Source organism: Streptomyces sp. SID13726, assembly GCF_010548375.1.
GTDB lineage: Bacteria > Actinomycetota > Actinomycetes > Streptomycetales > Streptomycetaceae > Streptomyces.
This window is the reverse complement of sequence record NZ_JAAGLY010000013.1, coordinates 229,668-254,805: the sequence shown is the minus strand read 5'-3', so window position 1 is coordinate 254,805 and position 25,138 is coordinate 229,668. Positions and strand designations below refer to the sequence as shown.

Here is a 25,138-nt window from a genome sequence, read left to right as displayed (position 1 = left end):
AACATATCTGGCGTTGATTTTTGGCACGCTGTTGAGTTCTCAAGGAACGGACGCTTCCTTTGTACTCACCCTCTCGGGCTTTCCTCCGGGCTTTTCCCTTCGGTCTTGCGTTTCCGACTCTATCAGACCGTTTCCGGTTCCGATTTCCTCGGTGCTTTCCAGGTTCCCGCTCTCGCGTTTCCCTTTCCGGCGGTCCCAACATTATCAGAAGTTTCGGGCCGGACTGACCGGCCATCTGTTTCCGATTCATCGGGAAGGGGCTTCTCTGAAATCAAGATTTCCAGAAGCAGACAGACACTTACTGCTGCCGAGCGGGATGAACCCGGCTCTAGGCAACTGTTCGAATCTACCTCCCCGCAGGTGCCGTGTCAACGGCTCTTGTGGGGCGAAGGAGACAGTAGCAGTTCAGCGCGGTCACTCGCACATCAGGCGGCGGTCGGGACGGTGGCACTGCGTTCCGCGGCCTCGACGTCCCCCGTGTCGCCGGAGCGCGCGGCTCGTCCGCCCAGGACGAAGACGTAGGCGAGGAAGGCCAGCTCGGCGAGGACCCCGATGGCTATGCGGGCCCAGGTGGGCAGGCCGGAAGGGGTGACGAAGCCTTCGATGGCGCCGGAGACGAAGAGGACCAGGGCAAGGCCGATCGCCATGCCCACGGCGGCCCGGCCCTCTTCGGCGAGCGCGATGCGTCGGGAGCGGGGGCCCGGGTCGATCAGGGTCCAGCCGAGGCGCAGGCCGGTGCCGGCGGCGACGAAGACTGCGGTGAGTTCGAGGAGGCCGTGCGGGAGGATCAGGCCGAGGAAGGTGTCGAGTCGGCCGGCCGAGGACATCAGGCCGAAGCCGACTCCGAGGTTGAGCATGTTCTGGAACAGGATCCAGAGGACCGGGAGCCCCAGGAAGACCCCCAGGACCAGGCACATGGCGGCGGCCTGGGCGTTGTTCGTCCACACCTGTGCGGCGAAGGAGGCAGCGGGATGGCTGGAGTAGTACGTCTCGTACTGACCGCCGGGGCGGGTGAGCTCGCGCAGCTCGCTGGGGGCCGCTATGGAGGACTGCACCTCGGGGTGGGTGCCGATCCACCAGCCCAGGAGGGCCGCGACGACGGTGGAGAGCAGCGCGGTGGGTACCCACCAGTGGCGCGACCGGTAGACCGCGGCGGGGAAGCCGTACGCGAGGAAGCGGGTGACGTCGCGCCAGGAGGCTCGGCGGGTTCCTGTGACGGCACTACGCGCGCGTGCCACGAGTTGGCTGAGTCGGCCGGTGAGTTGTGGGTCGGGGGCGCTGGACTGGATCAGGGAGAGATGGGTGGCGGTGCGCTGGTAGAGGGCGACGAGTTCGTCCGCCTCGGCGCCGTTGAGGCGGCGCTGGCGCCGGAGCAGGGCGTCCAGGCGGTCCCACTCGGCTCGGTGGGCGGTGACGAAGACGTCGAGGTCCATCGGTTTGCCTGCTCCTCGGCTGATCGTCGGCGGGCCGTCGTGAGTTTCAGCTTGTCGTACTGCGGCGCGATGCGCCCTCAGCTTGGCAGACTGGCAGTTCTCAAGGCAGGTCAGGGGAAGGGCGGCGGGCGTGAGTGAGCTGGTGACGGGCGAGGCGGTGGCGCTGGAGTTGCGCCCCGCGAGGCTGCCCAGCAGGGCGTTGGCCGTGCTGATCGATCTGATCGTGGCCATGGTCGTGTACATCGCCGTGACCATCGCCGTGGTGGCCGCTGCCGCTTCTCTGGACGATGCGGCGCAGGTCGCCCTGTCGATCGCCGCGTTCCTGCTCGTGCTGGTGGGTGGGCCGATCGCGGTCGAGACGCTCAGTCATGGACGCTCGTTGGGGAAGCTCGCCGTGGGGCTTCGTGTGGTGCGTGACGACGGTGGGCCGATCCGGTTCCGGCACGCGCTGGTGCGGGGTGCGATCGGTGTGGTCGAGATCCTTATGACGTTCGGGGTCGTGGCCTGTATCGCCTCGCTCGTCTCGGCGCGCGGGCGTCGGGTCGGTGACGTGTTCGCGGGGACGCTGGTCGTCCGGGAGCGGATTCCCGTCGCGCGCAGCGGCTTCGTGCCGCCGCCTCCGCCGTGGCTGGCCGGGCGGTTCTCCGAGCTCGATCTGTCCGCGGTTCCCGACGGTCTGTGGCTCGCCGTCCGGCAGTACCTGACGCGGATGCACCAGCTGGATCCGCAGGTCGGCGGGGCCATGGCGGAGCGGCTGGCGTCCGATCTCGCGGCGCGGACGGGGGCTCCGGCGCCGCGGGACGTGCCGCCGGGCGCGTATCTGGCCGCGGTGGTGCAGGAGCGGCAGGCGCGTGAGGCGCGGCGGGCTTTCGGCGGTGGTACGGCGCAGGCGGGGCCTTCTCCGGTGGCGGGGCCCGGCGCGGCGCCGGTCGGAGTGCCGGGCGGCTATCCGTATCCGGCTCCGTATTCTCCTCAGCCCCAGCCGCCTGTCTCGTACGGCGCCGGAGCGGCCCCCGTGGTGGAGGGCCCGGGTGTTCCCACTAAGGGACCCGCTGTTCCCGCGAAGGGAGACGCCGAGGGTGCCTCGCCCACCACGCCGCCGGGAGGCAGGCCCGCGTCCGGATTCGCGCCGCCTGCGTGATCCTGTCGGGGGCCGGTGCCGGCACCCGGTGAAGTCGGTTCAGCCGAGCGGTGGTTCGGGGAACGCCGACGGCGGTGTCTCCAGGTCCTCCAGCTCGATCCCGGGGGCCGCGAGGACCACGTCCCCGGCGATGTGCACGGTGTGCTGCTCGCCCGTGTCCAGGGCTGTGACCTGGTAATCCTCCACTGTCAGAGGGCCGTTGTCAGTGGCGTGTGATTCTCTTTTCAGCAAGGTCCAGGACTGGTCCACGGTGCGCGGGGCGAGGACCGGGTCCGTGAAGGCCAGGAGGCGTACGCGAGTTGCTGAGGCGGAGGGGGTGAGGCGCAGGAGACGGGTGGTGGCGACGAGGAACGCGGGGGATGTGCCGGTGAAGGCGTGGGCGGCGACGTTGCCTTCCGTGGCGTGGGTCCCGGTGGGGTCTGTGCGGACCCAGGTGACACCGTCGAGCGCGGCACCGCGCACCTGCCAGCTCGCGGCGTGGAGTTCGAGGCGGATGGGGCGGCCGAGTTCGTCAAGGGTGAGATCGACCGAGCCGCTGTGACTGCCCGCGGGGGTAGTCAGTTGAGAGACGTAGCGCCAGCCGGACGGGCCGGGGGCGCACTGGAAGTGTTCTTCGGCGAGAGGGGTGTGATCGTGCGGATCGTGGAGCGAATAGCGGCCGCGGGGCATGGGGGTCCTGGGTTCTGACGGGCTGTCCGGCCTGACGGTCACACGGCGGAGGAGCGCGGGCCCGGCAAGGGCCGCGGGACCAAAGGGGCAGGCCCCCGACACGGGGGTGCGGGGGCCTGCCTCGGAGGCTGCTGCTGTGCCGTGGGGCTCAGTAGCGGTAGTGGTCCGGCTTGTACGGGCCGTCGACCTCGACGCCGATGTACGACGCCTGCTCCGGGCGCAGCTGGGTCAGCTTCACGCCCAGGGCGTCCAGGTGGAGGCGGGCGACCTTCTCGTCGAGGTGCTTGGGCAGCACGTAAACGTCGGTCGGGTACTCGGACTGCTTGGTGAACAGCTCGATCTGGGCCAGGGTCTGGTCCGCGAACGAGTTGGACATCACGAAGGACGGGTGGCCGGTGGCGTTGCCCAGGTTCAGCAGGCGGCCCTCGGAGAGGACGATGAGCACCTTGCCGTCGGGGAACTTCCAGGTGTGGACCTGCGGCTTGACCTCGTCCTTGACGATGCCGGGGATCTTGGCGAGGCCGGCCATGTCGATCTCGTTGTCGAAGTGGCCGATGTTGCCGACGATCGCCTGGTGCTTCATCTTGGCCATGTCCGAGGCCATGATGATGTCCTTGTTGCCCGTCGTGGTGACGAAGATGTCGGCCTTGTCGATGACCTCGTCGAGGGTCGTGACCTGGTAGCCGTCCATCGCCGCCTGGAGGGCGCAGATCGGGTCGATCTCGGTGACGATGACACGGGCGCCCTGGCCGCGCAGGGACTCCGCGCAGCCCTTGCCCACGTCGCCGTAGCCGCAGACGACCGCGGTCTTGCCGCCGATGAGGACGTCGGTGGCGCGGTTGATGCCGTCGATCAGGGAGTGGCGGCAGCCGTACTTGTTGTCGAACTTCGACTTGGTGACGGCGTCGTTCACGTTGATCGCCGGGAACAGGAGGGTGCCGTCGCGGTGCATCTCGTAGAGACGGTGCACACCGGTCGTGGTCTCCTCGGTCACGCCGCGGATCTCCGAGGCGAGCTGGGTCCACTTCTGGGAGCCGTCGGTGATGGTGCGGTTGAGGAGTTCGAGGATGACGCGGTGCTCGTCGTTCTCGGCGGTGTCGACGGAGGGGACCTTGCCGGCCTTCTCGTACTCGACGCCCTTGTGGACGAGGAGGGTGGCGTCACCGCCGTCGTCCAGGATCATGTTCGGGCCGCCGGTGGGGGTGTTCGGCCAGGTCAGGGCCTGCTCCGTGCACCACCAGTACTCCTCCAGGGTCTCGCCCTTCCAGGCGAAGACCGGGACGCCCTGGGGGTTGTCCACGGTGCCGTTCGGGCCGACGGCTACGGCGGCGGCCGCGTGGTCCTGGGTGGAGAAGATGTTGCAGGAGACCCAGCGGACCTGGGCGCCCAGGGCGACCAGGGTCTCGATCAGGACGGCGGTCTGCACGGTCATGTGCAGCGAGCCCATGATCCGGGCGCCGGCCAGCGGCTGGGTGGCGGCGAACTCCTTGCGGATCGCCATCAGGCCGGGCATCTCGTGCTCGGCGAGGGTGATCTCCTTGCGGCCGAAGTCGGCCAGGGAGAGGTCGGCGACCTTGAAGTCCTGTCGGTTGTCGACAGTCGTCATTGCGAGCTGCTCCTCGGGGTTGGGGCGAGGTGGGTACGGCTGGTCTGCGCGGCGGCGGACACAGGGGTGCCCGAAGAGGACACAGGCATGCCCGGTGCGCGCAGCGCAGTCCGTCGGAGGCCCTCTCTCCCTCGGTCGGTCCGCGTCGGGACCGCCCGACCGCCATCAGCAGCGACGTCTGGCTCCGTCCCAAGCTACACCGGTCGGCCGGGCCGCCCCAGTCCGTCTCCGAATACATCAAGCCGATCACAGCGTGATGTCGAGAACATCGCCGGGGTTCGGCGGGGTTCCCGAGCCCGCGTGGTTCCGGTGGCAACGGACCAGGTCATCGGGGGGCTTTTGTCCTTGGGCGGTCTGGGCAGGTGGTGGAGGATGCACAGCGATCGGAACATCTGATCGATCTTGCGGGGCGTCCGGGACGGCGTCTCCGCGTGACAAAGGCGTTAGGAGATCGACGTGACCAGTCCAGCCGGGCCTCCCCCCACGGGCGGCGGCAGCGACGAGCGGCAGACGGTGAAGCTGCTCGCGGTGACCGCGTGCCCGACCGGCATCGCCCACACGTACATGGCCGCGGAGAAGCTCGCGCAGGCCGCCGAGAGCCGTGGCATCGAGATGAAGGTGGAGACGCAGGGATCGATCGGGGCTGAAAACGTCCTGACTGACAACGATGTCAGCACCGCAGACGGCGTCATCGTCGCCGCGGACAAGGACGTGGACCTGAGCCGGTTCGTGGGCAAGCGAGTGCTGAGCGTGGGGGTGGCGGAGGGGATCCGTCATCCCGAGCAGTTGATCGAGCGGGTGCGGTCGGCGCCGGTCCACACGGCGGGCGCCGCCACGGCCACCACGGCCGCGTCGACGGCGACCGGCGGCGGCAAGGAGCGGAGCGTCGGGTACAAGGCGCTGATGAACGGGGTCAGTTACATGATCCCGTTCGTGGTGGTCGGCGGGCTGCTGATCGCGATCTCGCTCTCGCTCGGCGGGCACACCGACCCGTCCGGCGGTCTGGTCATCCCGAAGGACTCCTTCTGGATGGACATCAACAACATCGGTGTCATCGGCTTCACGCTGATGGTGCCGATCCTGTCCGGCTACATCGCCTACGCGATCGGGGACCGCCCCGCGCTCGTCCCCGGCATGATCGGCGGCTGGATCGCGAACACGGGTTCGCTGTACGACTCGAAGGCGGGCGCCGGGTTCATCGGAGCCATCGTCACCGGGTTCCTGGCCGGGTATCTGGTGCTGTGGATCAAGAAGGTCAAGGTCCCGAAGTTCGTGCGGCCGATCATGCCGATCATCGTGATCCCGATCGTGGCGACCACGGCCCTGGGCCTGTTCTTCATCTACGTCATCGGGAAGCCGATCTCCTGGGTGTTCGAGCACCTCACCAGCTGGCTGAGCGGGATGACCGGCACCAGCGCGATCCTGCTGGGCGCGATCCTGGGGCTGATGATCGCGTTCGACATGGGCGGGCCGGTCAACAAGACGGCGTTCCTGTTCGGCGCGGGGCTCATCGCGACCGGCAACCAGACGGTCATGGGCATGTGCGCCGCCGCGATCCCGGTCATGCCGTTGGGGCAGGGCCTGGCCACGCTGATACGGAAGCGGCTCTACACCGAGCAGGAGCGCGAGACGGGTCTGGCCGCGCTGTTCATGGGGTGCTTCGGCATCTCCGAGGGCGCGATCCCGTTCGCGGCGGCGCGGCCCGCGCAGGTCATCCCGGCCAACATGCTCGGTGGTGCGGTGGCCGGGGCGATCGCCGGTGTCGCTGGGGTCGAGGACGCGGTGCCGCACGGCGGGCCGATCGTGGCGGTGCTGGGTGCGGTGAGTGGGGTGCCGATGTTCTTCATCGCCGTGATCATCGGCACGGTGGCCACCGCGCTGACGACGGTCACGCTGATCGACATCGGCGAGCGGCGGCGCAAGGGTGAGGCGCCGGAGCCCGGACCGGGTGTGACGGTGTCGGGTGCGGCCGGGCCGCTGGAGCCCGAGCTGGTCGGAGTGGGCGCCGGGGCCGCGGGGTCCGGGGCGATCGGTGCCGTGGTCGCACAGCGGGTCGTGACCTCGTCGGGTACGGCCGCTGCGGAGGCATCACCGACCGGGGCCGCGGAGGTCGCGGGCACCGAAGCGGAGGCCGGTACGGACGTCGGCACGAGCGCCGGCACGAGCGCCGGCACCGATATCGATGCCGAAGCCGTCGCCCCTGCCACCGAGCCCCGCCACGAAGTCCTCTCCGGCTACCTCACCGCCCGGACCGTGAAGGTCGCCCTCGCCTCCCACGACAAGGAGGCCGCCATCAAGGAGATGGCGGAGCTGCTGGCCCGTACCGGCAGCGTGACCGACGTGGACGAACTGGTCGCGACCGCTCTGCGCCGGGAGGAGCAGGGTACGACCGGGCTCGGGGAGGAGATCGCGATTCCGCATGCCAAGACGGATGCGGTGAGCGCGCCTGTCGTCGGGTTCGCGCGGTCCGCCGAGGGCGTCGAGTGGGGTTCGCTGGACGGTACGAAGGCCAGGCTGGTCTTCATGATCGCCGTGTCGGAGACGGCCGCGGGCGACGAACACCTGCGGATCCTGGCGCTGTTGTCGCGGAAGTTGATGGACCCGGGATTCCGGGAGCGGCTCGTCGCCGCGGCGGACGAGGGGGCGGTGCTGGAGGTGCTGGGCGAGATCCGGTAGCCGTCGGAGCACCGGTAGCCGTCGGAGCACCGAGAACCGACGGGGCCCGCCGAGAGATCGGCGGGCCCCGTCGCCGTACAGCGGAAGGCCTGTCAGCGAAAGGTCGTACAGCAGGCCCTGCCTCAGCGCCCCGTCAGTGCCCCGCGGTCGGCTGCTGTGCCGGACCCCCGGGTGTGGCTTCCCGGTCGGCGCCCTTGGCGGCCTCGCTCTCGCTGTAGATGTCCGGTTCGAGGTAGATGACGCGGGCGATCGGGACGGCGTCGCGGATGCGGGACTCGGCGGCGTTGATGGCGGAGGCGACCTCGGCGGCCGAGTCGTCGTGCTGGACGGCGATCTTGGCGGCGACGAGGAGTTCCTCGGGGCCGAGGTGGAGCGTGCGCATGTGGATGATGCCGGTGACGGTGTGGCCGTCGACGATCGCCGTCTCGATCTTCCTGACCTCGTCGGTGCCGGCGGCCTCGCCGAGCAGCAGGGACTTGGTCTCGGCGGCCAGGACGAGGGCGATCAGGATGAGCAGGATGCCGATGCAGAGGGTGCCGATGCCGTCCCAGACGCCGTCGCCGGTGAGCAGGGCCAGGCCGACGCCGCCGAGGGCGAGGATCAGACCGACGAGGGCGCCGAAGTCCTCCAGGAGGACGACGGGGAGTTCGGGGGCCTTGGCGCGGCGGACGAACTCCTTCCAGGAGAGGTCGCCGCGCAGCGGGTTGGACTCCTTGATGGCGGTCCGGAAGGAGAAGCCCTCGGCGATGATCGCGAAGACGAGGACGCCCACCGGCCAGTACCAGTGCTCGATCTCGTGCGGGTGCTTGATCTTCTCGTAGCCCTCGTAGATGGCGAACATGCCGCCGACCGAGAAGAGCACGATGGAGACCAGGAAGGCGTAGATGTAGCGCTCGCGGCCGTATCCGAACGGGTGTTGCGGGGTGGCCTCGCGCTGGGCCTTCTTGCCGCCGAGCAGCAGCAGGGCCTGGTTGCCGGAGTCGGCGAGCGAGTGCACTCCCTCGGCGAGCATCGAGGACGAGCCGCTGAACGCGAACGCCACGAACTTCGACGCCGCGATCGCGAGGTTGGCGCCGAGTGCCGCCACGATCGCCTTGGTTCCGCCTGACGCGCTCATCTGCTCGCGTTGTCCCTTCGCCTCAAGTGCCTCTACGCCGTCCAGGCCTTTGCCCGTCCTTTGCCGGTGGGCCATTCTTGCAGCCTCACCCGGCTCGGGCGTCCCAGCCGTCCACAGGTCCGGTCATACGATCACAAAGACACGGTCACACGATGACCGTGGCCCGGAAGACCGTGCCCGCCCCGGACACCTCGGCCTTCTCGCCGGCCGGCACGAACACCGACTGACCGGGGCTCAGTTCGTGTTCCCCGGTCCGTACGGAACCTGCCGTGCAGAGCAGGATCTGCGGGGACGGACGGGTGAGGTCGTGGGTGGCGGCGCCCTCGGCGAGGACGTACCGGGACAGCCGGAACTCGTCGATGGGGGTCTCGTAGACCTCCTCGCCGTCGGGGGACGCCTCGGGGCGCAGTACTCCCGGGTCGGCGGCCTCGAAGTTGACGATGCGCAGGAGTTCGGGGACGTCGACGTGCTTGGGGGTCAGGCCGCAGCGCAGGACGTTGTCGGAGTTGGCCATGATCTCGACGCCCAGGCCGTTCAGGTAGGCGTGCGGGATGCCGGCGCCGAGGAACAGGGCCTCGCCGGGCTGGAGTCGGACGTGGTTGAGCAGCATCGCGGCGATGACGCCCGGGTCGCCCGGGTAGTGGTGGGCGATGTCGGCGTAGGGGGCGTGCTCGCCGCCGAGGCGGGCGCAGGCGGCCGCGGCCTCGGTGACCGTGTGGGCCATCTCCGCGCGGTCGGCGGTGAGGATCGCCGTCAGGACCTCGCGCAGGGCCGCCTCCTCGGGGCGGGCGTGCAGGAGGTCGACGTACGGCTTGAGGGAGTCCACGCCGAGCGCGTCGAGCAGTTCGGCCGCGCGCGCGGGCTCGCGGAAGCCACACAGGCCGTCGAACTCGGTGAGCGCGCAGATCAGTTCGGGCTTGTGGTTGGCGTCCTTGTAGTTGCGGTGGCCCGCGTCCACGGGGATGCCCCGGCGCTCCTCGTCGTCGTAACCCTCCTTCGCCTGGGCGAGGTTGGGGTGCACCTGGAGGGAGAGCGGGGCGCCCGCGGCGAGGATCTTGAGCAGGAAGGGCAGCCGGGGGCCGAACTTGGCGACGGCCTTTTCGCCCAGCTCGCGCGCGGGGTCCGCGTCGATGACCTCGACGAGGGTGCCCCGGCCGGTGCGGGAGGGGGCACCGGGGTGGGCGCCCATCCACATCTCCGCCTGCGGCTCACCGGTCGGCCGGACGCCGAGCAGCTGCGGGATGGCGGTGGTGGAACCCCAGGCGTAGGGGCGGACGGTGTTGTCGAGGCGGTCCATCGGGCTCTTTCTGTACGTACGGCGTTCAGGGCGTCCTGGGCAACGTCAGGCCCCGGAGGCGAGCGCCAGGTAAACGGCGGCGAAATCCGTGACGGCGATCAGTTCCGCGAGGGTCTCGATCTCGCCGCCGGCTTCGGGTTCCAGCTCGCTGATGGGGGTGTCGTGGCCGAGGGCCAGGTCACGGGCGGCGGGGGCGGCGGTGAGGCCGCCGAGGGGGCGGTCGCGAAGGAGCACCACGCGCGCGTGCAGCGCGGGAGGCTCCTCGACACGGTCGCGGAAGAAGTCGTCGGGGTCGGCGCTGGCGGCGAGCGGTCCGGCGAGCAGGGCGTTGTGCGCGGCGAGGGCCTCGGGCAGTTCGGCGACGACGGCGGGGCGGCCGGAGAGCTCGGCGAGGGCGGCGGCGAAACGGCGGCCCGCGGGGCCCGCGGAGGTGCCCTCGGTCCAGATCACCGGGAGCGAGTCGGCGAGTTCGGCGGCGAGGGTCTTGGCGGGGTTGCTGTAGGTCGCGATGGCGGGGCCGCAGCGCTCGGCGATGTGGTCGAGCCGGTCGGCGACCTTCTCCAGCGCCTCCGGCGGGGCGGCGAGCAGTCCGGTGCGGTCGAGGATCGCGAGGAGCGGGGTGAGCAGGGCCCACAGGACGCCCGGGGCGGACGCGGTGAGGGGCGTGTCCTGCTCGTAGGGGGCCGTCGCCATCGGTACGAACAGGCCGTGGGCGCCCTCGACGGCCTCGGTGAGCGGGGTGCCGGCGGGGGCCACGGCGACGACCGTGCAGCCGCGGCGGTAGGCCTGGTCGGCGAGGAGCGACAGGCCGGGCTCGGTGCCGTCGGGGGTGGCGATCAGGAGCAGGTCGACCGATCCGGCCCAGCCCGGGAGTTCCCAGCGCAGGGCGCCCGCGGCGGGGGCGACGCCGGTGGGGCTGAGGCGGGTGACGGGGCTGCCGGCGCCCGCGAGGGTGCCGAGGAGGTCGGCCACGCAGGTGGCGGCGGCGCCGGGGCCCGCGATGAGGACGGCGCGGGGTCGGCCGTCGGGCTTGAGGTCGTTGACCCCGGCCTCGGTGGCGTGCCGGGCCGCTGTGCGGACGCGGGCGCCTGCCTCGGCCGCGCCGCGGAGCAGTCCTCGGCGGTCGGCCTCCGAGAGGGCTTCGGGGGTGTCTAGCAGCGATTCGTCGAGCATGGGGCGGCAGCCTCCGATCGCCGGGTCTCCGGGACGCCGGTGGTCGCTGTGTCGTTGTCGCTTTGCGCTACGGCGGCGGGGGCGCGGTGTCTCCTACGGCGGCCCTGGCGCCGTCCCGTCCGCGGCGGACCCGTGTCTACGCGGGGCGGCGGGCCTCGTCGACGAGGAGGACGGGGATGCCGTCGCGGACGGGGTAGGCCAGGCCGCAGTCCTGGCCGGTGCAGATCAGCTCGGTGTCCTGCTCCTTGAGGGGGGCGTGGCAGGCCGGGCAGGCGAGGATCTCCAGGAGGCCGGCTTCGAGCGGCATGGGGGTTCCCTTCGGGAGCGGTACGGCTGCGTGTGCGGATGTGCCTGGTCAGGGTACCGCCGGGGAGAGGGCGGCGCCGGGGTCGGGACGAGGTCCGGGGCCGGGGTTCGGCGGGTGCTTCCCGCCCCCGCCGGCCCGGCGCCCGCTCCTCGAACGCCGGAGGGGCCGGGTTTCCTCACGCCCTGATGATCGCCAGTACCTCGTCGCGCACCTTCGCCATGGTCGCCTCGTCCCTCGCCTCCGCGTTCAGGCGCAGGAGGGGTTCGGTGTTGGAGGGGCGGACGTTGAACCACCAGTCGGGGGTGGTGACGGTGAGGCCGTCGAGGTCGTCGAGGGTGACGTCCTCCTGGTGCTCGTAGGCCGTCCTGATCGCGGCCAGGCGGTCGGTCTGGTCGGCGACCGTGGAGTTGATCTCGCCGGAGCCGGCGTAGCGGTCGTACTGGGCGACCAGGGACGAGAGCGGGCCGTCCTGGCCGCCCAGGGCCGCCAGGACGTGGAGGGCGGCCAGCATGCCGGTGTCCGCGTTCCAGAAGTCCTTGAAGTAGTAGTGCGCGGAGTGCTCGCCGCCGAAGATCGCGCCGGACCTCGCCATCTCGGCCTTGATGAAGGAGTGGCCCACGCGGGTGCGTACCGGTGTGCCGCCGTGCTCCCTGACGACCTCGGGGACGGACCAGGAGGTGATCAGGTTGTGGATGACGGTGCCCTTGCCGCCGTGCCGGGCGAGCTCGCGGGAGGCCACGAGGGCGGTGACGGCGGACGGGGAGACCGGGTCGCCGTGTTCGTCGACGACGAAGCAGCGGTCGGCGTCGCCGTCGAAGGCGATGCCGAGGTCGGCGCCCTCCGCGCGGACCCGCTGCTGGAGGTCGACGATGTTCGCCGGGTCGAGGGGGTTGGCCTCGTGGTTCGGGAAGGTGCCGTCCAGCTCGAAGTACATCGGTACGACGTCCAGGGGCAGGCTCGCGAAGACGGTGGGGACGGTGTGGCCGCCCATGCCGTTGCCCGCGTCGACGACGACCTTCAGGGGGCGCACCGAGGACAGGTCGACCAGGGAGAGCAGGTGGGCCGCGTAGTCCTCCAGCGTGTCCCGCCGGGTGACCGTGCCCGCGTCGCCCGTCGTCTCCGGGGCGCCCGTCTCGCTCCACCGCTCGACCAGTGCGCGGATCTCGGCGAGGCCGGTGTCCTGGCCGACCGGGGCCGCGCCCGCGCGGCACATCTTGATGCCGTTGTACTGCGCGGGGTTGTGGGAGGCCGTGAACATGGCGCCCGGCAGGTCCAGCGCGCCCGAGGCGTAGTACAGCTGGTCGGTCGAGCACAGGCCGATCTCGGTGACGTCCACACCGCGGGCGGCGGCTCCGCGCGCGAAGGCCCGCGACAGACCGGGGGACGAGGGCCGCATGTCGTGGCCGGTGACGATCGCGGTGGCGCCGGTCACCTGGACGAAGGCGGCACCGAAGAGCTCGGCCAGTGTCTCGTCCCACTGGTCCGGTACGACTCCGCGCACGTCGTACGCCTTCACGAGCTGTGACAGATCAGCCACGGCCAACCCTTCTGGAAGTTCTGTCGGTCACCACAAACTACCCGCAGCCACTGACAGCGGGCTGTGCGGGAGCTGAGTGGACTCCCAGCCGTAACCTCAGGTCAGGACGCCGGTGGGTCAGGGCAGCATCCAGTCCAGGACCGGTGAGCTCTGCCCGACCACGATCAGGCACATCACCAGCAGCAGTCCGAGGCTCCAGGGCAGCACCTTGCGCAGCAGGTCGCCCTCGCGGCCCGCGAGCCCGACGGCCGCGCAGGCGATGGTGAGGTTCTGCGGGGAGATCATCTTGCCGAGGACCCCGCCCGAGCTGTTGGCGGCGGCCAGCAGTTCCGGGGAGAGCCCGGACTCCCGGGCCGCGGTCACCTGCAAGGCGCCGAACAGCGCGTTGGCGGAGGTGTCCGACCCGGAGACGGCCACCCCGAACCAGCCCAGGACCGGCGACAGGAAGGCGAGTCCGGCGCCGGCCGCGGCGACGAAGTGGCCGATGGTGGCGGCCTGTCCGGAGAGGTTCATGACGTAGGCGAGGGCCAGTACGGACGTCACGGTCAGGATCGCGAACCTCAACTCGTGGACGGTCGCCGCCCATTCGCGAAGGGCCACGCGCGCGTGCACGCCGAGCACGACCGCGGTGAGGACGCCGGCGAACAGCACGAGGGTGCCGCCGGTGGAGACGACGGGCCAGCTGAAGACGTTGCCGCCGACCGGTTCGCCGTCCGGGTTCACGACGTTCAGGAAGGGCCAGTCGTACGTCTGGGTCGCCTCGGCCAGCCAGTCCTTGATCGCCGGGATCTGCGCGAGGGAGAAGATCACGACGATCAGGGCGTACGGCGAGTAGGCGCGCAGGACTTCACCGCGCGGGTCGCTCTCGTCGAGGTCGAGGTCCTCGCTGCGGGTGCCGGTCAGTACGGACGCGCGTACGGACTCGTCGGCCGGTACGCGCGCGTGCGGTACGGCGACGAGGGCGCCCGCGCCGGCCAAGGCGGCGCCGATGTCGGCGAGTTGCGCGGAGAGGTAGTTGGAGGCCGCGAACTGGGCGACGGCGAAGGCGACTCCGCAGACCAGTGCCGGAACCCAGGTCTCGCGCAGGCCGCGCTTCCCGTCGACCAGGAAGACCAGCACGAGGGGCACCACCAGGGCCAGCAGAGGCGTTTGACGGCCCACCACGGTGGCGACGTCCTCCAGCGGGATGCCGGTGACCTGGGCGAGCGTCACGACCGGTGTGCCCATGGCGCCGAAGGCGACCGGGGCGGTGTTGGCGACCAGGGCGACGACGGCCGCGCGCACCGGGTCGAAGCCGAGGGCGACGAGCATGACCGAACAGATCGCGACCGGGGCGCCGAAGCCGGCGAGGGCCTCCAGGAGCGCGCCGAAGCAGAAGGCGACGACGAGGGCCTGGATGCGGGGGTCGTCGGAGAGCCGTCCGAAGGAGCGGCGCAGGATGTCGAAGTGCCGGGTGCGGACGGTCATCCGGTACACCCACAGGGCGTTGACGACGATCCACAGGATGGGGAAGAGCCCGAAGACGGCTCCCTGGGCGGCGCTGGAGACGGTCTGGCCCAGCGGCATGCCGTAGGCGAGCCAGGCGACCAGAGCGGCCGCCAGGAGCCCTGTGAGGCCCGCGAGATGAGCCTTCAGGCGCACTCCGCCGAGCAGGACGAGGACGATCACCAGGGGCAGGGCCGCGACCAGGGCGGACAGGCCCAGTGAGTCGGCGACGGGTTCGAGTTCCTGGACGTACACGGGCGCCTCCCCGATTCCGTCATGCGGAAAGCGATTTCTCACTTCGGCTTACGGAATGGTCGTGTCCGCGCCAACCGGACGTCAATGGCCGTGCGTCACTGAGCGAAACGCGCACCGAACGCGCACAGGAGACAGGTCAGTTGTCGGGAGAACGCAGCACCCGCAGATGGCCGCGGCGCGCGACCTCCATCGGGTCGGCCCGGCGGGCCCCGCCACCGGCCTCGGCGGCGCGCTCCTGCGGACGGGCCGCCTCGCGCACGGCGTTGGCAAGCGCTTCCAGATCGTCGCCGCTGGGCCGGGCCGGAGCCGAGCCGTCGACGAGCCGGACGACCTCCCAGCCGCGCGGCGCGGTGAGGCGCTCGGAGTGCTCGGCGCACAGGTCGTAGCAGTGGGGTTCGGCGTAGGTGGCGAGCGGGCCGAGGACCGCGGTCGAGTCGGCGTAGACGTACGTCAGCGTCGCGACGGCGGGACGGCCGCAAGCGGTGCGCGAACAGCGACGTACAGGGCTCACGACGTTGGACGGTACCGCACTCTTGAGCGGGCCGCGACGACTCTCCCCCAGGTCACTCCACCGTGTCGTGCTGTGAAACGCCCCACACGCCACTCCGCCCACACCGCGATGACCTGCACGGACACCCGTTTTCGAGGGGCCGAACAGACCTGGACCCGGTCACTACTTGGTGCAAAGCAGGTCAATTGCCTTGAGTTCGACGGTCTTGGAGAGATACGGAAACGAGCCCAACCTTGGCTGGAATGGTCATCCGGCGACATGACGTACGAGACGATCGCACGCCGTTCCGTGCGGCGCCCGGGGTACCGCGTGGGGGCCGGGCGGCGGACCGCGGCGAGGATTACGCTTCACCAGTGATGGACAACCCCGTAACGCCCCGCGCCACCGGCCCCGGGCCCCGCCGCCGTGACCGCCACGGACGCGGCATGCGCGGCCCGATCGCCCCGCCGCAGGTGCCGCTCGCCGCCAGCAGGGCCGAGGCGTTCGCGGATCTGGTGCAGGACTCCGTGGAGCGCCTGGAGCGGCGGTGGCCGCAGCTCGCCGACATCGACTTCCTGGTCCTTGAGGTGCCGCGGCTGGACGGTCCCGGGCAGGCCTGGAACGACGAGGCGGTGCCGCTCGGCGGGACGATCGCCGCGCGCGAGGGGCGTCCCGCGCGCGTGGTCGTCTACCGGCGGCCCGTGGAGATCCGCACCAAGGGGCGCGACGAGCGGGCGGCGCTGGTGCACGAGGTGGTCGTGGAGCAGGTCGCCGAACTGCTCGGACTCACCCCGGAGACCGTGGACCCCCGCTACGGCGAGGACTGAACCCGGCTACTTCTGGAGCACGGACAGGTCCTCGTCGGCCTCCGGCACCGACACCGTCCCCCGGTCGTCCGGGAGGTTCTGGATCGTGAAGCCCGGCACTCCCTCCTCGGTCGCCGCCAGCATCCGGGAGCCGTAGACCGGGCCTCCGGAGACGCGCTCCACCGTCAGGGCGTACGTGCCCTTGAGGCCGGTCGGGGTGGGGGCCTCGACGTTCTCGGTGGTGCCTGCCTTGACGGTGAAGGTCTTCGTGACCGGCTCGCCGCCCTCGCTGCCCGCCGACGCGGTGACCTTGACGGTGGCTGCTCCGGTGGGCGCCGTCAGGGCGAGCGTGGTGCCCTTGGCGCTGTTGTCGGCGACCGTCGCGCGCGTGGCGATGGGCCGCGTGGCCGGGATGAACGCCGTCTCCTGGTCGTCGCCCTTGCCGCGGACGACCCGCAGGGCGGCGACCACCGGCACCGAGCCGCCGGAGGAGGTCAGCACCAGCGAGCCCGCCTCGCCCCGGGTGACGTCGCCGAGGTCGGCGGCGGCGGTCATGCCCGCCTTCACGTGCAGTGTCTCGTTGCCGGCCGGGGTGATCTGGCCTGACGGCGAGGCGAGCCTCACCGTCAGGTCGGCGTCGTCGTCGCCGGGCGCGAAGGCGATCAGGCGCACCGCGGTGGCGTCCTTCGGGATGCCCGGCAGCACCAGGCGGTCGGAGGGGTCGGTGGCAGCGGGCAGCCAGTCGCCGCCGAGCTTGTCGTCCAGGGCCTGCACGGCCGCGCCCACACGCCCGCTGCGGACGTTCACATGGAGGGTGAGGTTCTCCTGCTTCTCCTCGGTGAGCGTGGACAGCAGGATCGGGTCGCTGGAGTGCGGCGCGACGGTGATGCCCTCCCCCAGCGTGGAGTCCAGGGCGCCGTCCTTGCCGTAGAGCTGGATGTCGACGACGGCGGCGGAGTCGTCGGGGTTGGTCAGGTGGACGTAGTCGGTGCGGTCGGCGGCCGTGCTCGCGCCCGTGAACCAGAACTCGGTGTCGGGAGCGGAGCAGTTGACGCCCTGGAGGCCGCGTCCGGAACCCGCGGCGACCTCCGTGGTCTCCTGGACGGTCCAGCCGGGCGCGAACTTCCCCTCGGCGGTGCCGACCAGGGCCGAGGCGTCGCCGCCGGAGGTGTCGCCGGTGGCCGGCTTGCCGGGCTCCCCGGGTTCGAGGACCGGCTTGGCGGCCTTCTTGCCCGTGCTCTTGCCGTCCGACTCCTCGCCGGCCGCCCGGAGTTCGGCCTTGCCCTCGCCGCTCGCGTCCTTGGTGACGGGCGTGAAGGAGGTGTACGACGTCTCCGCGATGTCGGAGGTGCTGGGCGCCGGGCACAGCAGGCTGGTGCGCTCCACGGGCAGTTCGGCGGCCGCCTCGGCGGTGGTCCTGGTGTCCGGGGTGTCGAGCGTGGCGAACCCGGTGACGGCGGCGAGCGCAACGACGCCGGCGATGAAGGACAGGGTGGTGCGGTTCACTGCTGGCTCCCGTCGGGACGCTCACTGCCGGCCGCGCCCGGGTGCTGCCTGGCCGGGTCGTACGCGGGGTCGTAGCCCTGGTCGTACTGCTGCTCGTAGGGGCCGCCGTACGTCTGGTCGTACTGCTGCTGGTTCTGGCCGCCGTAGGCGTACGGGTCGTACTGGCCGCCCTGGTACGGGTCCGCCTGGTACGGCTGCTGGTCGTAGCCGGAGGCCTGGTACTGCTCGGCGGTGCCCTGGTACTGGTCGCCGGTGTAGCCGCCGTACTCGGCGTTCGCGTAGCTCGGGGCGTCCCAGTCGCCGTAGGGCTGCTGCTGCGGGACGGCGGCGGGGGCGGGGGCCTCCTCCGGAGGAGGAGGGAAGTCCTCGGTCCCGCCCGTCTCCTCGGAGTCGGCCTCGGCCTGGGCGCGCAGGCGGCGGGCTCGGCGGCCCTCGCCCGCCACGGCCTGGGCGGGGATCGCCTGCTCCTCGGGGAGGTCGTCGTCGACGTCGCGGCGGCGGCCGGGCAGGGCCAGCACCACGAGGACGACGGCGAGGGAGCCCTGGACCCACAGCCAGAGGGTGTGGGTGAAGGGGTCGTCGAAGGTGACGTCCAGGGTGCCGCCGGAGGCGGGGAGTTCGAAGCCCTGGGCCCAGCCGTCGACGGTGGTCCGGGTGAGGGGCTTGCCGTCCAGGGTGGCCGTCCAGCCCTCGTCGGCGCTGTCGGCCAGGCGCAGGACGCGGCCGTACGCGCCGGCCGGGACCGTGGTGTGGATGTCGACGGGGCCCGCGGCCACCGGCTGTGCCGCGCCCGAGCCGGACTTGGCGACGATGACGGCGCGCGCGACCTCCTGGTCGACCCGCCACAGACCGCTGCCGTCCTGCTGGCTGAGCCGGGACAGACCGGGGGTGGCGTCCAGCACGCGCGTGACCTCGCGGGGCGCGCCCTTGTGGACGAGGACGTAGCGCACGGCGAACCCGCCGAGCTCGCTGGCCTGGTCGGCGCCGGAGCCGGCGACGAGGTTGGCGACGACCTTGTCGAGCCTGGTGTTCTCCCCGTCGGCCGCAGCGAGTTCGGCGTCGCCGAGGCGGGCGCCGGAGCCGCGGACCAGCATGTAGCCGACGTGAGCGGTGGAGTCGCTGTCGAGGACGAGGGTGCGGGCCTGGTCGCGGGTGCCGAGCTCCTCGGCGACGAACGCGGGCACCTGCACGGGGTCGCGGCGCTCCAGCGGTCCGTCGGCGCCGCCGATCATCCAGCCCGCGGCGACGAGCAGCGGGCCCGCGGCGGACGCGAAGGCGATCAGCGCGGCGACGGGCTGGCGCCAGCCGAAGCTCTGCTCGGCCACGCGTGCGCGTGCCCCGTCGGCGCCGAGCACGGCGGCGGCCAGCAGGGCGAGGCCGTAGACGAGGGTGGCGGGTCCCGCCCAGGTCGAACCGTTGGACAGGACCGCGAAGACGAGGCCGGTCAGGGCCACCGCCCAGGCCGCCCAGATGCCGAACTGCCGCTCGGAGCGCAGCAGGGCGGCGAGCGCGGCCAGCACGATGCCGATGAGCATCAGCCCGTCGACGGTGCCGGGGCCGCCGGGGCTGGCGCCGAGGAGGTCGAGGGCGGAGGCGGACGAGGAGCCGTACGCGAGGCCCGCCTGCTGGAAGAAGCCGAACGGGAGCAGCGTCAGCGACCAGGGCGCCAGGACCAGCAGGGGGGTGCCGAACTGGGCGAGGAAGCGCGGGCCGTAGCCGGTGAGGTCGGTGCGGCGCACGGCCAGCACGCCGATGCCGAGGAGCAGTGCGATCGGCCAGATGATCGGCGTGAACGCGGTGGTGACGGTCAGCAGCAGGGCGTACGCCCAGGTGGCGCGCCAACTGCCACGCGCGCCCGTGGTGTTCGTCAGGCCCGCGGCCGAGACGCCCGCGCGCGCGATGAGCGGCAGCAGGACGGCGAGGACGGCGGTGCCCACGCGGCCGCCGGCGAGGGCGCCGGTGGCGGCGGGCAGGAAGGCGTAGACGACGGCCGCCCACGCGCGCAGGAGGCGGGACTCGACGAGCGGACGGGACGCGAAGTAGGCGGTGAATCCGGCCAGCGGCACCGAGCAGACCAGCAGGACGGTCAGCGCGAGCCCGGTCGAGCCGAACAGGACGGAGGCGAACGCCGCGATGACCGCCAGGTAGGGCGGTGCGGACGGGGTGCCGCCCGCGCCCACCGCATGCCAGGAGTCCAGGTAGCGCGACCACAGCTCGCTCGCCTCGCCCGGGGCGGGCAGCAGGGCGCCGCCCGCGAGCGCGCCGCCGCCCAGGAGGTTGCGGCAGGCGACCAGGGAGACGAGCAGCAGGCCCAGGAAGAGCATCGGGCCGGGGTTGCGGGCGACGCGCTTGAGGCGGGCGAACTGCTCGATCTCCAGGAAGTCCGCGTCGTCGCCGCCGGGCCCCGACTCGATGCCGCCGCCGTGGCGGCCGGCCGTGGCGGCCTCGGTGTCGGAGCCGCCGAAGAAGTCGCCCGCGACCTGTTCGACGGTGGCCCGCACGGTCGCGCCGGGCGGCGGGAACAGCTGCCTGAGCTCGTCCTTGTCGACGACCGGCTTGCCGCGCTTGGCCCGCCCGGCGATGATCCGCTCGGGCCGCAGCAGGGTGCCGAGCAGGCCCCTGATCTCGTCGACGGCCTGTCCGGGGACCTTGCCGACGAGGTAGGCGACGGTCCGCAGCACGGTGCCGACGACCAGGCGCACCAGCACCCAGGGCAGCAGGGCGGTACGGGTGTTGACGAGCAGGGTGTAGACGGCGCCGGCCTTGTCGACCTTGTGCGGGGAGGCGGTGGTGCGGCCCGCGCAGTCGACGGCCCGGCGCTCGCGGGAGGCCGCCTCGGCATGGCGTACGACGGCCTCGGGGGCGATGAGGACGCGGTGGCCGGCGGCCTGGGCGCGCCAGCACAGGTCGACGTCGTCGCGCATCAGGGGCAGGCGCCGGTCGAAGCCGCCGAGCTGCTCGAAGAGGTCGCGGCGGATCAGCATGCCGGCGGTGGAGACCGACAGCACGGACCGGACGTGGTCGTGCTGGCCCTGGTCCTGCTCACGGCGGTCGAGGCCGGTCCAGCGGCGGCCGGAGTGGGCGATGGAGACGCCTACCTCAAGCAGCTGCCGCTTGTCGTACCAGCCGCGGAGCTTGGGGCCCACGACGGCTACGTCGTCCCGGCCCAGTTCCAGTTCGTTCTCCACGACGCGCAGCAGCTGGGCCAGGGCGTCGGGGTCGGGGGCGCAGTCGTCGTGCAGCAGCCACAGCCACTGGACCGGTTCGCCGTGCGGCAGTTCCGGCATGTCGTAGGCGTCGTCGCGCCACGTGCGCGTGACCGGGTCCCAGCCGCTGGGCCGCTTCAGGTACGGCAGCTCGTCCGGGGTGAGGACCGGGGCGGTGCGGTTCGCCTCCTCGACGGCCTGGCCGAAGCCGGTGCGCCGGGCGAGGTGCAGGACCCGGTCGTCGCCGAGGGCGTCGGTGACCAGCTGGGCGGAGTCGTCCGCGCTGCCGGTGTCGGCGGCCATGGCGAACTGCACGGGGCGCTCCTGGCCGAGCAGCCCGGCGAGCGCGTCGGGCAGCCAGCGGGCGCCGTCGTGGGAGACGAGCACCGCGGTCACCACATGACGCGGGAACTCAGGAGTGGCAGCGTGCTCTTGGGCTGCCGTGTGGCTGTGCACGGACATCGAGGTACGGGCCCCGGTTCGGTGGACTGCGGTGGACGCCTGTGCCCGGTGGGGGCGGCGAGGCGTCTCGGACGAGCGCCCACACTATCGGCTGGGCATGGCAGCGGCCCGCCGCCTGTGGATAACCCACGTGCGACGGGCCGTTCGGTTGCGTGCGAGAAGTGCCGCGAAGAGAGCCTCGCGTCAGACGGCGGCCTTCTTCAGCCTGCGGCGTTCGCGTTCGGACAGTCCGCCCCAGATGCCGAAGCGTTCGTCGTTGGCGAGGGCGTACTCGAGGCACTCGGAGCGGACCTCGCAGGAGAGGCAGACCTTCTTGGCCTCGCGGGTGGAGCCGCCCTTCTCCGGGAAGAAGGACTCGGGGTCGGTCTGGGCGCACAGCGCGCGCTCCTGCCAGCCGAGTTCCTCGTCCGCGTCGTCGACCAGCAGTTGCTGCACCGTCTCGGTCATGTGCGCCCCTCGTCTGTCTTTCGCGTCCCCGTGATGTAGCCGTTACCGATGTCGGCTGAACGACACGAGTGAAATTACAAGTGTGCTGCTCCGGGCGAGTCAAGCCGAGATCTGCTATTGGGCCCCTTATTCACTCTGCGGAACCAAGGCCTAGCGGAAAGTGTTCAAATCGGCATAAACCTTGACAAGCAGACGAGGTCCGGGAGGGTCACCGACCCCGCGGCAAGCCGTGCGGACCTGTACGGGGAAGGACGCCCATCAGTTCGATCTCGTTCCGTACGCGCGTGTGGAGGTCGCGGGGAGGTCGCGGCCCGTGCGCCCGGTTGTGCGCCATGTGTCCCGGTAGGCGCATGAACAAACCTTTCACCAGACAGATGAACCGGATGAGGTGAAACCTGTCCCACATACCGGGTGTCGAGTTGACAGTGAAGGTGTGAACCGATGTCCTTGTGGGCATGCTCGCGAACTTGGCACTCACCTCGACCCGCACCGCCGGGTCCCACGGTGCTGCCCGCGCTCGCTGTAGCTGTTGTTGTTCCAGCTGTTGAGCCCATCCTGCTCCAGCTGTCGGCCGAGTCGTCCGTGACCCGGGCGGGACTCGGTCCACGTTCCCTCTGACCTTCGCTCCACTGATTTTCACTGAGGAACCACCGCACCCCATGAACAACGACAACGACCTCCAGATCGCCGGCGACCTCCTTGAGGTCCCGCACCTCCTCCAGCCCCGGCCCGAGCACCCGGCCACCGTCGCCGACTTCGTGGGCCTGGCCCGCTCCGTCGCCGCCGACCGCTCGCAGTGGGCGCACCTCGTCCGGTACGACGCGACGAGCCGCTGGTACCACCGGCTGCGCACCGGCCCCGGCTACGAGGTGTGGCTGCTGTCCTGGGTGCCCGGACAGGGCAGCGGGTCGCACGACCACGGCCGTTCCTCCGGTGTCCTCACCGTCCTGGAGGGCACACTGACGGAGCGGACCGAGCGGGGCACGCGCGCGCTGGAGGCGGGGGCCCAGCGGGTGTTCGCGCCGGGGTACGTCCACGAGGTCGTCAACGACGCGCTGGAGCCGGCGGTCAGCCTGCACGTCTACTACCCGGGTCTGACCGAGATGCCGATGCACACGACCTGCACCGCCCGCGAGGCCCACGACGAGGTGGTCGCCGTAACCTCATGACGCGTTGTCGTACCCGCCTGCAAGACTGGTTCCCATGCGAATCGTGGTTCTGGCAGGCGGCATCGGCGGTGCCCGTTTCCTGCGTGGTCTGAAGCAGGCCGCGCCGGACGCGGACGTCACGGTCATCGGCAACACCGGGGACGACATCCACCTCTTCGGGCTGAAGGTCTGCCCGGACCTCGACACAGTGATGTACACGCTCGGCGGCGGCATCAACGAGGAGCAGGGCTGGGGGCGGGCCGACGAGACCTTCCACCTCAAGGAGGAGCTCGCGGCGTACGGCGTCGGGCCCGAGTGGTTCGGGCTCGGGGACCGGGACTTCGCCACGCACATCGTGCGCACCCAGATGATCGGTGCCGGGTATCCGCTGAGCGCGGTGACCGAGGCGCTGTGCGACCGGTGGAAGCCGGGGGTGCGGCTGATCCCGATGACCGACGACCGGGTCGAGACCCATGTGGCGGTCGAGATCGACGGCGAGCGCAAGGCCGTGCACTTCCAGGAGTACTGGGTGCGGCTGCGGGCGTCCGTGCCGGCCCACGCGGTCGTGCCGGTGGGCGCGGAGCAGGCCAAGCCGGCGCCGGGCGTGCTGGAGGCGATCGCGGAGGCGGACGTCGTGCTGTTCCCGCCGTCCAACCCCGTCGTGTCCGTCGGCACCATCCTCGCCGTGCCCGGTATCCGTGAGGCCATCGCCGAGGCCGGGGTGCCGGTCGTGGGCCTGTCCCCCATCGTCGGGGACGCGCCCGTGCGCGGCATGGCCGACAAGGTGCTCGCCGCGGTCGGCGTCGAGTCCACGGCCGCCGCGGTCGCCGAGCACTACGGCTCGGGGCTGCTGGACGGCTGGCTGGTCGACACCGTCGACGCGGGCACCGTGGAGCGGATCGAGTCGGCCGGCATACGCTGCCGGGCCGTACCGCTGATGATGAGCGACCTGGACGCGACCGCGCGGATGGCCCGGGAGGCGCTGGAGCTCGCCGAGGAGGTGCGGGCCTCTTGAGCGGGACGGCTGCCGACGGCTACCGGGTCTGGGCCGTGCCGGGCCTGCCCGAGGTGCAGCGCGGGGACGACCTGGCCAAGGTGATCGCCGCCGCCGAACCCGGGCTCCTGGACGGGGACGTGCTGCTCGTCACCTCGAAGATCGTGTCCAAGGCGGAGGGGCGGGTCGTCGAGGCGGCCGACCGGGAGGCCGCGATCGACGCCGAGACGGTGCGGGTGGTCGCGCGGCGCGGGGCGCTGAGGATCGTGGAGAACCGGCAGGGGCTCGTGATGGCCGCCGCCGGGGTGGACGCCTCCAACACCCCCGCGGGGACCGTGCTGTTGCTGCCCGAGGACCCGGACGCGTCCGCGCAGGCGATCCGGGACGGGCTGCGGGACGCCCTGGGCGTCGAGGTCGGCGTCGTCGTCACCGACACCTTCGGGCGGCCCTGGCGTGCCGGGCTCACCGATGTCGCGATCGGGGCGGCCGGGGTGCGGGTCCTCGACGACCTGCGGGGCGGCACGGACGCGTACGGCAATCCGCTGAGCGCGACCGTCGTGGCGACGGCCGACGAACTGGCCGCCGCCGGTGATCTCGTCAAGGGCAAGGCCGCCGGGCTGCCCGTCGCCGTGGTGCGCGGGCTGGCGCAGGTGGTGGCCGCGGAGCACGGGGAGGGGGCGCGGGCCATGGTGCGCGAGGCGCGCGACGACATGTTCCGGCTGGGGACCTCCGAGGCGGTACGGGAGGCGGTGGCCCAGCGTCGTACCGTACGGGCCTTCACCGACGAGCCCGTCGACCCCGGTGCCGTGCGGCGGGCGGTGGCGCTCGCGGTCACCGCGCCGGCGCCGCACCACACCACGCCGTGGCGGTTCGTGCTGCTGGAGTCCGAGGGTGCGCGGACCGGACTGCTGGACGCGATGCGGGACGCCTGGATCGCCGATCTGCGGCGGGACGGCAAGTCCGAGGAGTCCATCGCCAAGCGGGTCCGGCGCGGGGACGTGCTGCGGAACGCGCCGTATCTCGTCGTGCCCTGTCTCGTGATGGACGGGTCGCACACCTACGGCGACGGGCGGCGGGACGGGGCCGAGCGGGAGATGTTCGTCGTCGCCGCGGGCGCCGGGGTGCAGAACTTCCTCGTCGCGCTGGCCGGGGAGCGGCTGGGGTCGGCGTGGGTGTCGTCCACGATGTTCTGCCGGGACGTGGTCCGGGAGGCGCTGGGGCTGCCGGAGGAGTGGGATCCGATGGGGGCCGTGGCGGTCGGGCACCCGGCGGAGGCACCGCGACCGCGGCCCGAGCGGGAGGCGGGGAGTTTCATCGAGGTGCGCTGAAGCGCCCGTGGTTTCGTGGGTTTCCCTCCGGTTCCTCTGACACCCCAGGACTTCA

General features: G+C 71.6%; 19 protein-coding genes. 6 read left to right on the top strand and 13 right to left on the bottom strand.

What is annotated here, in order from left to right; translation table 11 throughout:
- Positions 1 to 425: 425 nt before the first annotated feature.
- Positions 426 to 1,433, bottom strand: coding sequence for a stage II sporulation protein M (locus G3I78_RS30480; RefSeq protein ID WP_164430325.1), 1,008 nt, complete (start codon positions 1,431 to 1,433; stop codon positions 426 to 428).
- Between the two features lie 130 nt (positions 1,434 to 1,563).
- On the opposite strand from G3I78_RS30480, the gene G3I78_RS30475 reads away from it, so the two are divergent.
- Entirely contained in the window at positions 1,564 to 2,574 is a 1,011-nt protein-coding gene (locus G3I78_RS30475) for an RDD family protein (RefSeq protein WP_164430323.1), read from the top strand.
- Positions 2,575 to 2,613: 39 nt separating this feature from the next.
- On the opposite strand, the gene G3I78_RS30470 is transcribed toward G3I78_RS30475, so the two are convergent.
- Positions 2,614 to 3,243, bottom strand: a complete 630-nt coding sequence (locus G3I78_RS30470) for a hypothetical protein (RefSeq protein WP_164430321.1) — start codon at positions 3,241 to 3,243, stop codon at positions 2,614 to 2,616.
- A gap of 148 nt (positions 3,244 to 3,391) precedes the next feature.
- Positions 3,392 to 4,849 carry an adenosylhomocysteinase gene (gene ahcY, locus G3I78_RS30465; protein WP_164430319.1) on the bottom strand — a complete coding sequence of 486 codons (1,458 nt, stop codon included), beginning with the start codon at positions 4,847 to 4,849 and terminating at the stop codon, positions 3,392 to 3,394.
- A 456-nt stretch (positions 4,850 to 5,305) separates the two neighbouring features.
- Here ahcY and G3I78_RS30460 point away from each other — a divergent pair, with 456 nt between their 5' ends.
- A complete protein-coding gene (locus G3I78_RS30460; RefSeq protein ID WP_164430317.1) occupies positions 5,306 to 7,525 on the top strand; it encodes a fructose-specific PTS transporter subunit EIIC in 2,220 nt (739 codons plus the stop codon).
- Positions 7,526 to 7,658: 133 nt separating this feature from the next.
- On the opposite strand, the gene G3I78_RS30455 is transcribed toward G3I78_RS30460, so the two are convergent.
- The 7 genes from G3I78_RS30455 to G3I78_RS30425 all read right to left on the bottom strand — a co-directional run bounded on the left by G3I78_RS30455 (position 7,659) and on the right by G3I78_RS30425 (position 15,207).
- Entirely contained in the window at positions 7,659 to 8,642 is a 984-nt protein-coding gene (locus tag G3I78_RS30455; RefSeq protein WP_164430315.1) for a cation diffusion facilitator family transporter, read from the bottom strand.
- Between the two features lie 145 nt (positions 8,643 to 8,787).
- Positions 8,788 to 9,939, bottom strand: a complete 1,152-nt coding sequence (manA, locus tag G3I78_RS30450) for a mannose-6-phosphate isomerase, class I (protein WP_164430313.1) — start codon at positions 9,937 to 9,939, stop codon at positions 8,788 to 8,790.
- Positions 9,940 to 9,984: 45 nt separating this feature from the next.
- On the bottom strand, positions 9,985 to 11,112 hold the full coding sequence (locus G3I78_RS30445; RefSeq protein WP_164430311.1) for an SIS domain-containing protein: 1,128 nt from the start codon (positions 11,110 to 11,112) through the stop codon (positions 9,985 to 9,987).
- Positions 11,113 to 11,248: 136 nt separating this feature from the next.
- The gene (locus tag G3I78_RS30440; RefSeq protein WP_007382472.1) at positions 11,249 to 11,419 is read right to left on the bottom strand and encodes a Trm112 family protein; all 171 of its coding nucleotides are present in this window, start codon (positions 11,417 to 11,419) and stop codon (positions 11,249 to 11,251) included.
- Between the two features lie 175 nt (positions 11,420 to 11,594).
- Positions 11,595 to 12,962 carry a phosphomannomutase/phosphoglucomutase gene (locus tag G3I78_RS30435; protein ID WP_203615712.1) on the bottom strand — a complete coding sequence of 456 codons (1,368 nt, stop codon included), beginning with the start codon at positions 12,960 to 12,962 and terminating at the stop codon, positions 11,595 to 11,597.
- A 111-nt stretch (positions 12,963 to 13,073) separates the two neighbouring features.
- On the bottom strand, positions 13,074 to 14,696 hold the full coding sequence (locus G3I78_RS30430) for an L-lactate permease (RefSeq protein ID WP_164430307.1): 1,623 nt from the start codon (positions 14,694 to 14,696) through the stop codon (positions 13,074 to 13,076).
- A 136-nt stretch (positions 14,697 to 14,832) separates the two neighbouring features.
- A complete protein-coding gene (locus G3I78_RS30425; RefSeq protein ID WP_343243883.1) occupies positions 14,833 to 15,207 on the bottom strand; it encodes a DUF3499 domain-containing protein in 375 nt (124 codons plus the stop codon).
- Positions 15,208 to 15,563: 356 nt separating this feature from the next.
- Between G3I78_RS30425 and G3I78_RS30420 the strand changes: the two genes are divergently transcribed.
- Complete coding sequence (locus G3I78_RS30420) at positions 15,564 to 16,013, top strand: metallopeptidase family protein (RefSeq protein WP_164430305.1); 450 nt, start codon at positions 15,564 to 15,566, stop codon at positions 16,011 to 16,013.
- A gap of 6 nt (positions 16,014 to 16,019) precedes the next feature.
- Here the strand turns inward: G3I78_RS30420 and G3I78_RS30415 are convergent, their stop codons facing one another.
- The 3 genes from G3I78_RS30415 to G3I78_RS30405 all read right to left on the bottom strand — a co-directional run bounded on the left by G3I78_RS30415 (position 16,020) and on the right by G3I78_RS30405 (position 21,613).
- Complete coding sequence (locus G3I78_RS30415) at positions 16,020 to 17,498, bottom strand: DUF5719 family protein (protein WP_164430303.1); 1,479 nt, start codon at positions 17,496 to 17,498, stop codon at positions 16,020 to 16,022.
- A complete protein-coding gene (locus G3I78_RS30410) occupies positions 17,495 to 21,166 on the bottom strand; it encodes a glycosyltransferase (RefSeq protein ID WP_203615711.1) in 3,672 nt (1,223 codons plus the stop codon). Before G3I78_RS30410 ends, G3I78_RS30415 begins: the two co-directional genes overlap by 4 nt.
- Before the next feature lie 183 nt (positions 21,167 to 21,349).
- Positions 21,350 to 21,613 carry a WhiB family transcriptional regulator gene (locus G3I78_RS30405; RefSeq protein WP_020137941.1) on the bottom strand — a complete coding sequence of 88 codons (264 nt, stop codon included), beginning with the start codon at positions 21,611 to 21,613 and terminating at the stop codon, positions 21,350 to 21,352.
- A 659-nt stretch (positions 21,614 to 22,272) separates the two neighbouring features.
- Between G3I78_RS30405 and G3I78_RS30400 the strand changes: the two genes are divergently transcribed.
- From G3I78_RS30400 to G3I78_RS30390, 3 genes are read left to right on the top strand one after another with little or no spacing between them, the layout of a single operon-like run.
- The gene (locus tag G3I78_RS30400) at positions 22,273 to 22,782 is read left to right on the top strand and encodes a cysteine dioxygenase family protein (protein ID WP_164430301.1); all 510 of its coding nucleotides are present in this window, start codon (positions 22,273 to 22,275) and stop codon (positions 22,780 to 22,782) included.
- A gap of 34 nt (positions 22,783 to 22,816) precedes the next feature.
- Positions 22,817 to 23,776, top strand: coding sequence for a 2-phospho-L-lactate transferase (cofD, locus tag G3I78_RS30395; RefSeq protein ID WP_164430299.1), 960 nt, complete (start codon positions 22,817 to 22,819; stop codon positions 23,774 to 23,776).
- A complete protein-coding gene (locus tag G3I78_RS30390) occupies positions 23,773 to 25,083 on the top strand; it encodes a coenzyme F420-0:L-glutamate ligase (RefSeq protein ID WP_164430296.1) in 1,311 nt (436 codons plus the stop codon). Before cofD ends, G3I78_RS30390 begins: the two co-directional genes overlap by 4 nt.
- Positions 25,084 to 25,138 lie beyond the last annotated feature (55 nt).

Bases quoted from the DNA above. Each gene is read 5' to 3' on its own strand.
- G3I78_RS30480 (WP_164430325.1), bottom strand. From the start codon at position 1,433: ATGGACCTCGACGTCTTCGTCACCGCCCACCGAGCCGAGTGGGACCGC.
- G3I78_RS30470 (WP_164430321.1), bottom strand. From the start codon at position 3,243: ATGCCCCGCGGCCGCTATTCGCTCCACGATCCGCACGATCACACCCCT.
- ahcY (WP_164430319.1), bottom strand. From the start codon at position 4,849: ATGACGACTGTCGACAACCGACAGGACTTCAAGGTCGCCGACCTCTCC.
- G3I78_RS30455 (WP_164430315.1), bottom strand. From the start codon at position 8,642: ATGAGCGCGTCAGGCGGAACCAAGGCGATCGTGGCGGCACTCGGCGCC.
- manA (WP_164430313.1), bottom strand. From the start codon at position 9,939: ATGGACCGCCTCGACAACACCGTCCGCCCCTACGCCTGGGGTTCCACC.
- G3I78_RS30445 (WP_164430311.1), bottom strand. From the start codon at position 11,112: ATGCTCGACGAATCGCTGCTAGACACCCCCGAAGCCCTCTCGGAGGCC.
- G3I78_RS30440 (WP_007382472.1), bottom strand. From the start codon at position 11,419: ATGCCGCTCGAAGCCGGCCTCCTGGAGATCCTCGCCTGCCCGGCCTGC.
- G3I78_RS30420 (WP_164430305.1), top strand. From the start codon at position 15,564: ATGGACAACCCCGTAACGCCCCGCGCCACCGGCCCCGGGCCCCGCCGC.
- G3I78_RS30410 (WP_203615711.1), bottom strand. From the start codon at position 21,166: ATGTCCGTGCACAGCCACACGGCAGCCCAAGAGCACGCTGCCACTCCT.
- G3I78_RS30405 (WP_020137941.1), bottom strand. From the start codon at position 21,613: ATGACCGAGACGGTGCAGCAACTGCTGGTCGACGACGCGGACGAGGAA.
- G3I78_RS30400 (WP_164430301.1), top strand. From the start codon at position 22,273: ATGAACAACGACAACGACCTCCAGATCGCCGGCGACCTCCTTGAGGTC.
- cofD (WP_164430299.1), top strand. From the start codon at position 22,817: ATGCGAATCGTGGTTCTGGCAGGCGGCATCGGCGGTGCCCGTTTCCTG.